Source organism: Neisseria sp. HMSC069H12, assembly GCF_001812735.1.
In the GTDB taxonomy this organism is placed as follows: Bacteria; Pseudomonadota; Gammaproteobacteria; order Burkholderiales; family Neisseriaceae; genus Neisseria; species Neisseria subflava.
Window position 1 is genome coordinate 1 of record NZ_KV810252.1, and the last position, 13721, is coordinate 13721.

At 48.8% G+C, this 13721-nt stretch carries 11 protein-coding genes and 1 pseudogene; 6 read left to right on the plus strand and 6 right to left on the minus strand.

Features of this window, described 5'->3' with window-relative positions; translation table 11 throughout:
- Positions 1–172 precede the first annotated feature (172 nt).
- The 3 genes from HMPREF2872_RS03605 to hda form a co-directional block, all read right to left on the minus strand.
- Positions 173–454: a TonB family protein gene (locus HMPREF2872_RS03605; protein ID WP_224783503.1), complete on the minus strand. Its 282-nt coding sequence runs from the start codon at positions 452–454 to the stop codon at positions 173–175.
- A 92-nt stretch (positions 455–546) separates the two neighbouring features.
- Positions 547–1215, minus strand: coding sequence for a histidinol-phosphatase (locus tag HMPREF2872_RS03610; protein WP_070631267.1), 669 nt, complete (start codon positions 1213–1215; stop codon positions 547–549).
- A complete protein-coding gene (gene hda / locus HMPREF2872_RS03615) occupies positions 1212–1880 on the minus strand; it encodes a DnaA regulatory inactivator Hda (RefSeq protein ID WP_070631269.1) in 669 nt (222 codons plus the stop codon). The genes HMPREF2872_RS03610 and hda overlap by 4 nt, the downstream gene beginning before the upstream one ends.
- A gap of 230 nt (positions 1881–2110) precedes the next feature.
- Here hda and HMPREF2872_RS03620 point away from each other — a divergent pair, with 230 nt between their 5' ends.
- The 4 genes from HMPREF2872_RS03620 to HMPREF2872_RS03635 are packed head-to-tail and all read left to right on the plus strand — an operon-like array spanning position 2111 to position 6380.
- Positions 2111–2749 (plus strand): DedA family protein, encoded by a 639-nt coding sequence (locus tag HMPREF2872_RS03620; protein ID WP_070592086.1) that lies wholly within the window; start codon positions 2111–2113, stop codon positions 2747–2749.
- Between the two features lie 46 nt (positions 2750–2795).
- Entirely contained in the window at positions 2796–4232 is a 1437-nt protein-coding gene (locus tag HMPREF2872_RS03625) for an MBOAT family O-acyltransferase (RefSeq protein WP_070631271.1), read from the plus strand.
- Positions 4233–4242: 10 nt separating this feature from the next.
- On the plus strand, positions 4243–5271 hold the full coding sequence (gene patB / locus HMPREF2872_RS03630; RefSeq protein WP_070631274.1) for a peptidoglycan O-acetyltransferase PatB: 1029 nt from the start codon (positions 4243–4245) through the stop codon (positions 5269–5271).
- Positions 5268–6380, plus strand: coding sequence for an SGNH/GDSL hydrolase family protein (locus HMPREF2872_RS03635; RefSeq protein ID WP_070631275.1), 1113 nt, complete (start codon positions 5268–5270; stop codon positions 6378–6380). The genes patB and HMPREF2872_RS03635 overlap by 4 nt, the downstream gene beginning before the upstream one ends.
- A 108-nt stretch (positions 6381–6488) precedes the next feature.
- Here the strand turns inward: HMPREF2872_RS03635 and HMPREF2872_RS03640 are convergent, their stop codons facing one another.
- Both HMPREF2872_RS03640 and HMPREF2872_RS03645 read right to left on the minus strand, forming a co-directional pair.
- A complete protein-coding gene (locus HMPREF2872_RS03640; protein WP_283118979.1) occupies positions 6489–7109 on the minus strand; it encodes a LemA family protein in 621 nt (206 codons plus the stop codon).
- 110 nt (positions 7110–7219) lie between these two features.
- Complete coding sequence (locus HMPREF2872_RS03645) at positions 7220–8308, minus strand: metallophosphoesterase (protein WP_070631280.1); 1089 nt, start codon at positions 8306–8308, stop codon at positions 7220–7222.
- A gap of 103 nt (positions 8309–8411) precedes the next feature.
- Here HMPREF2872_RS03645 and HMPREF2872_RS03650 point away from each other — a divergent pair, with 103 nt between their 5' ends.
- Entirely contained in the window at positions 8412–9320 is a 909-nt protein-coding gene (locus tag HMPREF2872_RS03650; protein WP_070631282.1) for a Dyp-type peroxidase, read from the plus strand.
- Between the two features lie 147 nt (positions 9321–9467).
- Here the strand turns inward: HMPREF2872_RS03650 and HMPREF2872_RS03655 are convergent.
- Positions 9468–9852 (minus strand): annotated as a pseudogene (locus HMPREF2872_RS03655) (hypothetical protein); the annotation flags it as partial.
- Between the two features lie 120 nt (positions 9853–9972).
- On the opposite strand from HMPREF2872_RS03655, the gene recB reads away from it, so the two are divergent.
- On the plus strand, positions 9973–13629 hold the full coding sequence (gene recB / locus HMPREF2872_RS03660) for an exodeoxyribonuclease V subunit beta (protein WP_070631284.1): 3657 nt from the start codon (positions 9973–9975) through the stop codon (positions 13627–13629).
- Positions 13630–13721: the final 92 nt, after the last annotated feature.

Genomic DNA, 13721 nt, shown 5'->3' on the forward strand with positions numbered 1-13721 from the left:
AATACTGTAAACAACTCTACTAATTTCTACAGTTTATTTGTTTCAGTATAGCACCGGAGCGTGTGGTTTTACGGCAATTTTGGTTATACTTGTTTAAAGAATAAAACGGCGTTTTGACAGGGAATTTCCCAATCAAAACGCCTTCTGTTTTTCAGATGGCCTTGCGTCCGAATCAGTTGTTGATTACTTCAACGTTAGTTTCAAAAGTAACGGTGTGTTGATATTTAGATGCAGTTTTGCGTTTCGGATAAGGATATTTGGAAACGCTTTTCACTGCGCGTTCGTCCATTTCAGGATTACCGCTGGATTGAATGATATTCACGCGGTCAACATTGCCGGCAGGAGTTGTGAAAACATCCATCAAAACGGTTTTAACGCTGCCGTTTTGCGCTTTCATGGCTTCCAGGGTTTCGGTATCAGCTGCTTGTGCGGTACCGAATACAGCGGCAAACAACAGGGCTTAGGCGAGGAGTTTAGTCGTTTTCATGTTTTAGTCCTTATTAGGGTTGTGGTTAGGTTAAATATTTCAGACGGCCTGATTCATCGTTATTTGAAATTCAAAATCGGCCAACCTTTTGCTTTGGCTTCTTTTTCCAGCTCGGCATCCGGGTTGACGGCGACAGGTTCGTCCACGATACGCAGCAACGGTAAATCGTTTTTGGAGTCGCTGTAAAAATAAACCTTACCGTAGCTTTCAAAGGTCTCGCCACGCTCGGCAAGCCATTGGTTCAATCGGGTAATTTTGCCTTCTTTCAGGCTGGGCGTACCAACATAGTTGCCCGTATATCGGCCGTCTTCACCGGTTTCAAGCTGTGTGCCGATAATGTTGTGAATACCGAAAAGATGGCAGATAGGGGTAATGATGAATTCGTTGGTCGAAGAAATAACCAACATTTCGTCGCCTGCCATTTGATGGCTTTGCACCAACATACGCTGCATCGGTGAAATATGCGGAACAATATATTCGGCCATAAACTCGCGATGAAACTCAGCCAATTCTTCCTTGCTGAAACGAGCTAAAGGCGCGAGATGAAACTTAAGGAAGGCATCAATATCAAGACAACCGTTTTGATAGTCTTGGTAGAACTTTTCATTTTGCGCCTCGGTTTCAACCGCATCGACTATGCCTTTTTTAATCAGGTATTGCGGCCAGGAGTGATCCGAATCGGTATTGATCAAGGTATTGTCGAGGTCGAAAATGGCAAGGTTTTTCATTGGGTTTCCTGTTGTTTTAAAAGCTGGCGCAAAAGCGACAAAGTAATGCGTTTGCCCATCATAACGGCGTAGTTATCGAGGGTATCGAGCATTTGCATCAGGCTGTCCATATCGCGCCGCCAATGATTCAGCAGGTATTCGAATATTTCCGGATCGATGGTTACCTGACGGGCGGCCGCCATACTGACAAGCGCATCGATTTTTTCCCAGTCAGTCAACGGTTTGACTTCGTAAACCAAACAATACGCCATGCGTGTGCGCAGGTCTTCTCGGATAACGAGCTGCTGCGGCGTATATTCGGAACTCAAAAGCAAAAAGCCTTTGCCGCTGTTGCGGAAGCGGTTGAAGATGGCAAACAGTAAAGCCTGTTCTTCATTATTAAGTTTTTCGATTTGGTCAATGGCAAGATATTCCGCATCCAACGCAGCTTCTGTCAGCGGCGTGGCGGCGGCATCAATATAGAGGGCATTTCGTCCGGCATCGAGCGCCTGTGCAACCCACGCCCGCAAGAGATGACTTTTGCCTGCGCCCTCTTCGCCCCACACATAGATAAATTGCCCATGTTTGCGCTGCAACACATACACCAGCTCGGCATTTTCTGTTCCCAGAAATTTGTCGAAGCCGGGATAATCATGGCTGGCAAAATCGAAGATGAGCTGGTTCACAAAGGCGCACCGGTTAGGTTGAAATCGGCTTTATTTTACGTTGTTTTGCCCTCCACCATCAAGGATAAAGGCCGTCTGAAGCCTATACCTGCAACATATCTGCACTTCTAAACATATCTTGACGCGCTTACGGCATTGGTTTTATTCCTCTTTGGTTTTACAATGTCGAACTTCTCGCCGAAACATTTGTCTGTTCTTTTTCAGACGGCCTTTTTATTTGGGGAACCCTAGTGATTTCTACCCTTATTGATTTCATCCTCCATATCGACCAACACCTTGTCCACCTTTCCGCCCAATACGGCCCGTGGATTTACGCGATTTTGTTTGTTGTGATTTTCTGCGAAACCGGTTTGGTCGTAACGCCATTTTTACCCGGCGACTCGCTGCTGTTTGCCGCCGGCGGTATTGCGGCCATCGGCGGCATGAACATCCACGTCATGGTATTGCTGCTCTTAGCGGCCGCCATTTTAGGCGATGCGGCCAACTTCATGATTGGCAAGTATTTTGGACAAAAACTGTTTGCCAACCCGGATTCCAAAATTTTCCGACGTTCGTATTTGGAAAAAACCCATGCGTTCTATGAAAAACACGGCGGTAAAACCATCATCATTGCCCGCTTTGTGCCGATTGTGCGGACGTTTGCGCCATTTGTCGCAGGCATGGGCGATATGCACTACGGCACGTTTATCCGTTACAACATTATCGGCGCAGTGTTGTGGGTATTGTCGTTTTCCTATGCGGGCTACTTCTTCGCCAACATCCCCGTCGTCAAAAACAATCTGGGCTTAGTCATGGCGGCAATCATCGTGATTTCGATTTTACCTGCGGTAGTCGAAGTCATCCGTGCAAAACTTAACGCCAAAAAATAACAATCAATCGAAAAGTTTGAAAGTTTAAACACATCAAGGAATTGCCATGCCGTTGCTGTCTATTGAGTTTGCAGTATTCTTTATCGCATTTTTGCCGCTGTACTGGGCATTTGCACGTTTGCCGCAAGTTCAAAACGTTTTACTTTTGGTTGCCGGGCTGGGCTGGCTTTACCGTATCGACCCTATTTTTGCCGCGCTGATTTTGGTTTACTCGTCTGTGGTTTACCTGGTCAGCGTGCTGATGTTTTCTGAAAACGAGAATATCCGCAAATTTTGGCTGGGCTGCGGTATTTCGGCAGCATTGACTGTTTTGTGTTTCTTCAAATACTTCGACTTTTTCCGCCTGATTATTCAACAATATACAGGGCAAAGCGCCGTCATCGACATCCTTTTGCCTTTAGGCTTGTCTTATTACACTTTCCAATCGCTGGCTTACTTGGTGTATTGCTACCGCGAGCCTAAGGGAGACCGTTTTGAATGGCACGAGCTCCTACTGCATCTGAGCTTCTTCCCCACCATCACATCCGGCCCGATTATCCGTGCAGACGCTTTTAAAAGCATAGACGGCGAACAAGCGGGCGCATTGGCGCAAATCCGCACCAAACAGGCACGCCAGCTGATTTATCCGGCTTTGGCGGTCGGCCTGATTGTATTGGGCATTGCCAAAAAGTGGTGGCTTGCCGGCGTATTGGCAGAAGATTGGGTATCGCCTGTTTTTGAAAATCCGGCACAGTTCGACGGCTGGGGCGTGTTGTCTGCGATTTATGGCTACACCTTCCAACTCTTTTTCGACTTTTCCGGCTACTCGGATTTGGTCATCGGCTTAGCCATGCTGCTCGGCTTCCAGCTGCCGAAAAACTTTGCCGCGCCGCTTCGCGCCATCAACATCCGCGACTTCTGGGACAGATGGCACATCAGCCTGTCCACTTGGATCCGCGACTATATCTATATCCCTTTGGGCGGCAGCAAAAAAGGCTTCGGACGCACCCAGCTCAATCTGATGATTGCCATGTTACTTTCCGGCATTTGGCATGGCTACGGCTGGAGCTTTTTGATTTGGGGCGCGCTGCACGGTTCGGCTTTGGTGTTCCTTAACTGCGGCGATAAAATCGTCGGCCGCAATGCCTTAGGCCGTCTGAAAATCGGCAAACCGCTTGCCTGGCTGTTTACCTTCCATTTCGTTTGTTTCGCTTTTGTTGTGTTCAACAGCGCAACGCTTGCCGATACGGAAATGCTGTTCAGCGCCTTATTTGCCAATGACAAAGGTTGGAACACGCCTCTGCCGACCGACCTCATGTTGTTGGGTGCATTTGCACTGATGCTTTTGCTTTACCCGTATTTGCTTCGCTTATTTGAAGCATCGGTAAAAGGCTTGGACAACCTGCCTGCATGGCTGTGGTTTATCCCCATCACGCTTATCCTCGCCTTGATTATCGTCTTCGCCCCATCCGGCATTCCCGGCTTTATTTACGCCAACTTCTAAGGAGCAGAACATGAAACGCTTTATCTCCCTGTTTGTTTCTATTCTGCTCAGTGCGGTTGCACTGACGTGGTTTGCCCAAAACTCCATCAATGCCTATTGGCAGCAGACCTATCATGAAAATAGTCCGCTTGAGCCTTTATCCGAATACGCTTGGTGGCGTATCGGTGCGGATTGGCAACAAAAAGCCTACGAATTTTCAGACGGCCTGAAAGCTTCACTGGAAACAGAAGACGCTTTGGCTTCGGAAGACTCTAGTATTGAAACAATAAGGCCGTCTGAAAATACGGAAAACATTAAAGTATCGGACAATCAAAAAGGCTCTGCTGCTTCCGATGCGGCTAACAATACGGATACCGCCGCCAGCGAGCCAGGCAATCAAGCTGAACAGTCGGCAACGCAGGCCGTATTGAAAAAAGGCAATAAAGTTTTCTTTGCCGGCGACTCGCTGATGCAGGGCGTTGCACCTTTCGTACAAAAACACCTCAAACAAGAATATGGCGTACAATCGGTCAACCTCAGCAAACAAAGTACCGGTTTGTCCTACCCCAATTTCTTCGACTGGCCGAAAACCATCGAACAAACTTTGCAAAAAGAACCCGACATCCGCGTTTTAGTTGTATTCTTAGGCCCTAACGACCCTTGGGATTTCCCAATGGGTAAAAAATACCTGAAATTCGCCTCCCCCGAATGGGAGGCAGAATACCTCAATCGCGTCCGCCGTATTCTTGATGCAGCCTCAGCACATGATGTCCAAGTCATTTGGCTGGGCATTCCTTATATGAAAAAAGCCAAACTCAACGAACAGATGCGCTACCTCGACAAAATCCTGTCGGGTACGGTGTCGTCTCAAGCCATTTGGCTGCCGACCGACAAACTGTTGAGTAATGGCGCAGAAGAATATGCCGACTCTGTCAAAGTAGATGGAAAAATCATCCGTTACCGCAGCAAGGACGGCATTCACTTTTCCGCAGAAGGCCAAAAACTATTGGCCGGAAAAATTATGGAAAAAATTAATTTTACACACGATACACAACCATGAAATTTAATAAAACCTTACTCCTCACGCTTTTCGCACTCCCTATTACCGCCTGCGCAACCAATGACGGCCTGTTAAGCAACTACGGCTCCAACCGCCCTGCCTGGTTGAACAAACTGCAACAGCTCAACCATACTTCAGACGGCAAATTCCGCATTATCCAAGTCGGCGACTCCCACACCGCCGGCGACTATTTCACCGACCGTCTGCGTCGCCGTTTACAACAAAAATGGGGCAATGGCGGCATTGGTTGGGTTTATCCCAACACTATCAAAGGCCAGCGTATGGCAACCGTCCGTTACAACGGCAGCGGTTGGAACACCATCAGCAGCCGCAAATCACACAGCGATTTTTCTTTCGGCGGGATTGAAGCACGCGCCGATGGCGGCAGCGTTACCTTAAGCGCAGCCGACGGCAGCATGGATATGCAACAAATCTCCATTTTCGGCAAACCGGTTTGGTCTGAGCAAACCCTGACCGTCAACGGCCGTGAAATCCCTGCCACACAAAACGGTTGGCAACTGCTGCGTACCAATGCTTCCCTGCCGATGACCCTCAGCAGCAGCATGCCTTGGCAAATCGGTTTCATTAATATCGAACGTCCCGGCCGCGGCGTAACCGTTTCCGCCATGGGCATCAACGGCGCGCAGTTATCCCAATGGTCAAAATGGCGGCCGGGCATGTGGGAAGATTTGGCACAAACCAAAGCCGATTTAATCATCCTTGCCTACGGTACCAATGAAGCCTTTTCCGGCAATCTCGATATTTCCTCTACCGAGCGGACATGGCGCAATTACATCCGTCAAATCAAAAATACCCTGCCCAACGCAGGTATCCTGATCCTCGGCGCTCCTGAATCTTTGAAAACCGCCTACGGTAGCTGCGGCAACCGCCCTGTCTTGCTCAGCGAAATACAACAAATGCAGCAACGTGTTGCCCGTGATGAAAAAATCATGTTCTGGTCTTGGCAGGATGCAATGGGCGGAGCATGTAGCATGAAAAACTGGATGGCTCAAGGCTTGGCAGCCAAAGACGGCGTTCACTTCTCTGCACAAGGTTATGAAACTGCAGCCGATAAGCTTGCCGACAGCCTGATCCGCTTTGCCCAATAAATTGGCAAAAACCTAAGTGTTTTTCATTAACAGCACACAAAAGGCCGTCTGAAATTAATATTTCAGACGGCCTTTTGTTTATCGCTTATTCAGCAAACTGCTTAATTTTTAAGCCAACATATTGCTGCTCATTCGTTGCGTTTGGTTTTCCGTAAAACGAACCAATCTTGCCTGCTTATCAAAGCCTAATGGCTTGGCAACAAGGCGGTTGGGCAATTTGTTCAAATGATGGTTGTAGCTTCCGGCTCTGCGGTTGTAAGTGCGGCGTGCCGATGTGACTTCCGCTTCTGCAGCATCCAGCATTTCCATCAAACCGGCCAATTTCTCATCAGGATACTGTTTCAAAAGGCCGTTGACGGCAATTTGCAATTTTTTCAGCGCATAATTCAATGCTGTTTCGGCTTCGCACAGATGTTTGATTTTGGATTCGGAAAAGGTTTTGGCAGTTTGCGCCAATGCGGTTTCGACTTCAGCACACATCTGCTGAACGTTTGGATCCGATGCAATGCCCTGCTCTTGCAGATGTTTGCTGTATGCATCCAATACATGACGGACGGCCTGATGTCGGCAGTCGAGCGCAATGCGCAAAGAAACAAAGGATTCGCGACAGTCTTTTTTGCGGTCTTTCAACTGTTGTTTGAAATACAATAAGACGGCAGCGATTGATACGAAGATAAGTGCAAGACTAATAATGCCCATAGTGAGTTCCCTAGTTATGATGCCACTCATATCGGTGGCTGATTTTTTACATTGATTATAATCCAATTCCAATATTTTTTCCCAGTTTTTATAAAAAAGGCCGTCTGAAATTCAGACGGCCTGAAGTTTATATTTCTATTTCAATACCTTGACTTGATGTCGATAACCCACACTTCTGATTGCGAACCCAAACGAAGGGGAATGCCCCAGAAGCCGTAGCCCGAAGTGGTGAAGAAATGGCCGTTGCCGATCGCCTCATAACCGTAAGCAAGACGATAAAGCGTACGGACAATAAGGTTGGCAGGTGCAACTTGGCCGTTGTGAACATGGCCGGAAACTTGCACATCAATCGGCAGCCGGGCATGGGCTTCGATTGAAGTAGGACGGTGGTCCATCAATAAAACCGGTAATTCGGTATTTTGACCTTCCAAAAGCTGCTCCGCACTGGGACGCTTGCGATCCAAATCATCGCTCCGCCCTACCAGCAACACGCCATTCACTTCCAAAACCTGATTGGCCAAAACCGTCAAGCCTGCCGCTTCCAATTCATGTTTGATACGCTTCTGATCGCGAAACCAGTCATGATTGCCCAAAGTGGCATAAACGCCCATTGGCGCAGTCAGCTTCTGCAAATGCGGTTTCATGTTTTCTTTAAGGTAGGCATCGATGGTATCGTCCATCAAATCGCCCGGCAGCAACACCATATCGACTTGTTCCTGCTTCATGATGTCCGTCAGCTTGTCTAATTGACGCGTGCCGAACAAAATCCCCAAGTGCAAATCACTGGCCACGCCGATACGCAACGGCTTATCCATTTTCTTATTGATGAATACGGTTTGATGGCGGACAACGGGCGTATAGGCGTTATACATCCCAAAACCGAGTAGACCGGCCACAAACAAAGGCGCAAACAGCCGCAGGCTTCGTGACAGCGGTTGGCGCGCCACAAAACGGCGCAGCAAAAGATATAGGATAAATGTCGCCAGCGCGGCATACATCACAAACAGCAAGATTACCATCCAAAACGCCACCATGCGGAACATCATATGTCCCAACTCCAGCAGCAAGCCGACCAACAAGCCGTTTGTAATGAAATAGGAAATACCCATCAGCCAACGTCTGCCGACTTTACCAATCCAAGGCGCAAACAGCCATTGCAACGAACGACCAAGCCCGAATGTAAACACTTGCAACAGAATGACGCTCACAAAAAACATCTTGCCAAACATGCCTTTCCGCCCTAAAAAATCAAAAGGAAGATTTTAGGCCGTCTGAAACTTTCAGTGTATAATCCCACGCGTAAAAACCCATAATATTTTGAAAGGAATCATCATGAGCCATCCCCAATCAGCCATTATTCCTGATCACGCACAAGCCGGTATTTTTATCGAAGCAGACATTTCAGACGGCCGCAACGAAGACATCAAATCTGCCTGCCGTCTTTCTTTGGAGGCACTGGCCAAATTAAAAACCCGTTTTCCGAATGATATTTTGGGTTTGACCATTGCCTTCGGCAGCCGCGCATGGCAATCGTTCGGCCATACTGACGAAGGCAGCGAAATCAAACCTTTCCCTGAATTGGGAAACGGCCTTGCCCCTTCCACCCAACACGACCTCTATATCCACATTCAAGCCACCGAGCAAAAAGCCGCCTATGCCTTGGCCCAATCTGTTTTAGGCGCATTCGGCGACAGCATTCGCGTAGCCACTGAAGAACACGGCCTGCGCCTGTATGAAGACCGCGGCTTGGACGGTTTTGTCGATGGTACGGAAAATCCGCAGGGCGATGACAATGTACGCAATGTTGCCATCATTCCCGAAGGCAAGCCGGATGCCGGCGGCAGCTATGTTTTGCTGCAAAAATACCTGCACGATTTGAAAAAATGGGATGCCGTTTCTACTGCCGAACAAGAAGCCTGCGTGGGCCGCAGCAAAGAAACCAATGACGAATTCAGCAAAGATGTGCGCCTGCCCGACTCCCATCTCGGCCGCGTCAATGTCAAAGAAAACGGCGTTGGCCTAAAAATTGTCCGCCGCAGCCTGCCCTTCGGCAAACTCAGTGGCGAACATGGTTTGATGTTCACATCCTATTGCAACACGCTGCACAATATTGAAGTTCAACTGCTCAATATGTTCGGCGATGCAGACGGCAAAACCGACTTGCTGTTGAAACATTTGTCTAAAGCCGTATCAGGTGCTTACTACTACGCACCTTCTGTCGAGCGTTTGCAAAACCTTTAACGGCTCACAGGCCGTCTGAAAAAAACCTGCCTTTTCAAAGGCAGGTTTTGTTATTTAAATTCCCTTAATATTTTTTATGGTATCATCATAGAAATTTATCCTATCATTTCTTAATAAACCCTGATTACAGACAACGATAAAAACCGATAAGGGGGTATATACTGTTAAATCTTCTGTTAAATCTTCTGTTCTTAATAACGGCTGTTGATTCCTCACTCCCCGAATGTTGATTTTGAAGTTCGGGGCTGTTGATATTGCATTTCGGGGCTGTTGATTCCTCACTCCCCGAATGTTGCAACATCAAATCATCAAAAGCGTCTAAATTCAGCTTGTAGTAAATGCGGTGTTCAATTCGTTTTTCAGTCTCGGTCAAGACACCGCGTTCTTTCAGTTTATTCCGTGCCGTTCTTTGCTCTTGAACGGATAGCCCAGTTTCAATTTCAATTTCTTCCGCTGTCCGGTAAATGCCTAATTCATGCCGTGTCTTATCGTGCCAGTAGAAGAAATGACTGAATAAGATTGACGCGTTCACGCCGCCTAAGACATGCCGTCTGAAAACAGAAAGTTTTCAGACGGCATTTTTATCATCAATGCAAAACCACACACTATCTCTGTTATGATAATGCCTCGCTAATATTATTCCGTTCCCACCATGTCTTCCACCCTTCCTTTTGACGCGCTTACACTTTCCATCGACGGCACCAACCTCATCGAAGCTTCTGCCGGTACGGGTAAAACCTACGGCATTGCCGCGCTCTTTACCCGACTGATTGTTTTAGAAAAAAAAGACATCGAGAAAATTCTGGTCGTTACCTTTACCAAAGCGGCGACGGCAGAACTGAAAACCCGTTTGCGCGCACGTTTGGACGAAGTGTTACAGGTTTTGAACGAAATTCAAACTTTGGGCGGTAAGCCGGAACATATTTCAGACGGCCTGAACACATATTACGACAAAGAGAAAAAATCTCCCGATGACTTTCTCAATCGTTTGATTCCTTTGGCTTTAGGCGAGCAAGACGGACAGGAAAGCTGCCATCGCCTGATTCTCCGCCTCAAAGCCACGCTGAGCCAGTTTGACAACGCATCGATTTACACTATCCACGGCTTCTGTCAGCGCGTTTTGCGCGATTACGCGTTTTTGTGCGGCGCGCCTTTGGATGTCGAGCTGTCGGACGACTCGCGCGAGAGGCTGCTGATTCCTGCGCAGGACTTTTGGCGGCAGAAAGTGGCAACCGATACCACATTGGCACAATTGGTTTTTGACCGGAAATGCACGCCTGAAGAAATGCTTGCCGAAATCAAAAGCTACACCGGCCGCCCCTATCTGAAATTCAGACGGCCTGAAGGCAGTTTGAAAGAAGCCCAAGCCAACCTTCAAAAAACATGGCAAAAAGTTTGCGGTCAGTTGGAAGACTTGGAAAAAGCGTTTTGGACAATCTTGCCCAAACTTAATGGCCAGACCTACAAAAGAAATACCTTTGAAAATGTTTTTATCGATTTAAAAACAAACGCCGAATCCAGTCATCTGCCCCGCCTGAGCAAACAAACGCTAGGGAAATTAAGCCTCTTCAGTATCGACACGCTCAACAGCAAACTGAAAAAAGAATATAAAGCCGATGCCGATGCGCCGGAAATTATTCAGCTGCAAGCCTTAGCCAATCTCGGTCGTGATTTGCAGGCAATGGAAAACTCGGAAGAAGCGGCCTTCATCTGCCTGCAACTTGATCTCCTTTCCTACATCAACCAATCTGTTGCCGAACAAAAAAAATCACGCCGCGAGCGCGTGTTTGACGATTTGCTGCTGGATGTCCATCAGGCATTGACCATCCATGAACACGGCAACGCATTGGCAAAAGTGGCGGCGGCAAACTGGGAAATCGCGCTGATTGACGAATTCCAAGATACCGACCCGCTGCAATATGAAATTTTCCGCCAAATTTTTATCGAACAAGGCTGCCCGCTGTTTCTCGTTGGCGACCCCAAACAGGCGATTTACAGCTTTCGCGGTGCGGACATTTACGCCTATCTGCAAGCCGCGCAAGATGCGGACAGGCATTACACCCTCGCCGTCAACTACCGCAGCCATGCCAAGCTGATCAACGGCATCAGCGCCTTGTTCAAACAAAAAAAACATCCATTCGTATTGGAAAACATCGATTACAGCGATGTCTCCGCCAGCCGCGCCAAAAGCCGGCTGTCGCCACACCGCCCCGCCATCCAAGTGCGCTGGCTCAATACGGACGACCAAACCGGCAAAGAAATTTTGCGCGGCCGTGCCGCCGAATATTGCGCCGATGAAATTGCCTTTGCGCTCAATGAAGCAGCCGAAGGCCGTCTGAACTTCAAAGGCCGTGCATTGGAATCCGGCGATATTGCCGTCTTGGTACGCACCAACAACGAAGCGGCGATGATTGCCGGAAAACTGAAACAGCGCCGTATCCAAAGCGTGTTGCTGTCGCGCCAGTCCGTTTTCGATTCGGCCGAGGCCGACTCGCTGTCCGCGCTGATCGGCTTTTGGCTCAACCCAAGGCAAACCGACTGGCTGCGCTTTGTCTTAACCGGCGTTTTGTTCGGCTATACCGCCAAAGAGATTTACGAACTCAACCACAACGAACACCAGCTACTGAAATGGCTGGAGTCGTCTGCCGAGGCCATGGAAAAATGGCGGAAAGGCGGCATTTTTGCCGCCGTGCAGCAGTTTGCCGCCCTACATGACATCGAAACACGCCTGCTCAAAGGCGGCAACGAACGCAGCCTGACCAACTACTACCAAATTCTGGAGCTTTTGGCCGAAGAAGACAGCCAAAGCCGCAACCCTGCCGCTCTGCATAAATGGTTAAACGAACAAATCAGCCGTGCGCGTAGCGGCCATTTCCCGTCAGACGCGCAAACCATCCGTCTTGAAAGCGACGAAAAACTGGTCAAAATCGTTACCATGCACGCGTCGAAAGGTTTGCAATATCCTTTGGTGTACTGCCCCTTTGCGTGGGATGCCAAAGACAATTCCAAAGAAAACTGGAAAATCCTACATACCGAAAACCACGAAACCGAGCTGCTGGCAACATCGCAAACCTCGGAAGCAGAACTAAGCCACCTTGCCGACGAAAAGACGGCAGAAGATTTGCGTCTGCTCTATGTCGCACTTACCCGCGCCGAAGAACAGCTCAACATCTACGCCGCCGCCAACAAAAACTGTACGCCAAACAATCCTTTTGCCTATCTGCTCGAAGGTTTGCCGGATGCTGACCGCGAAAGCGTCAGCCAAAGCTATAAAAGCGCGACAGACGTTGTCGAAATGCTCAAGCTCAACTGGCAACGCTTTATCAAAAACGCGCCTGAAAATACGGAGTTTGCCTTCACGGAAGAAGCCCCGCCGGAAACCGTCTACCAATACAGCCGCCAGCAAGACCAAGCTTTTGGCGCACATAGCATCAAACGCCGCGATTTTGACTTTATCCGCCACACCAGCTTTACCGGTTTGAGCCGGCACACCAAATCAACCGACGAACAACACGAGCCTTTGCAACCTGCCATCGACCCGGCAGAAAGCGCAGACCGTGCCATGCCGTCTGAAAACCTGCCGTCCCCGCTTTCGGACGGCCTCAATATCCACCATTTCCCCCACGGCACCAATGCCGGCGTATGTTTGCATGAGATGTTGGAAAAACTCGACTTCGCCGCCTCTGCCGAGAGCCAATCCGAAATGATTGCCGAAGTTTTGCAACGCCACAGCTTTGAAGACAAATGGCTGCCGACGGTAACCGCCATGCTTGATACCTGCCGCCTGACTCCTTTAATCGGCGAGAGCCTGTCGCAGATTCCGCCGACCCGACGCCTGCCCGAAATGGGGTTTACCCTGTACATGGACGATTTCAAACTGGACGACTTGCGCCGTTGGTTTGCCTCAAGCGAAGCAAACCTGCCGACCGAATGCGTCCAAGCCGCGCAACTACTTGATTTCCATGATTTACAAGGTTATTTAAACGGCTTTATCGATATAGTTTGCCAAGATTCAGACGGCAATGTCGTTTTAATCGACTACAAATCCAACCATTTGGGCAACGATGCAAGCGCGTACACGCAACAGGCGATGAACGAAGCCGTAGCGCATCATCACTACTACCTGCAAGCCCTGATCTACGCCGTTGCCATCGCGCGCTACTATGCCCTGCGCGGCAAGCCGTTGCCCAAAATCGCCATCCGCTATCTCTTCCTGCGCGGCATGGACGGCTCGGATCAAGGCATTTGGAAATGGGACATCGATACCGCCCTGCTTTCCACTTTTGTTGAACGAAAAACAAATTCTTGATGAGTCAGTTTTTTAAACCGTCAAAAAGGCCGTCTGAAACGTTTTCAGACGGCCTGTTTAAACGGCTGCCGATATGGTTATGGAACAATATT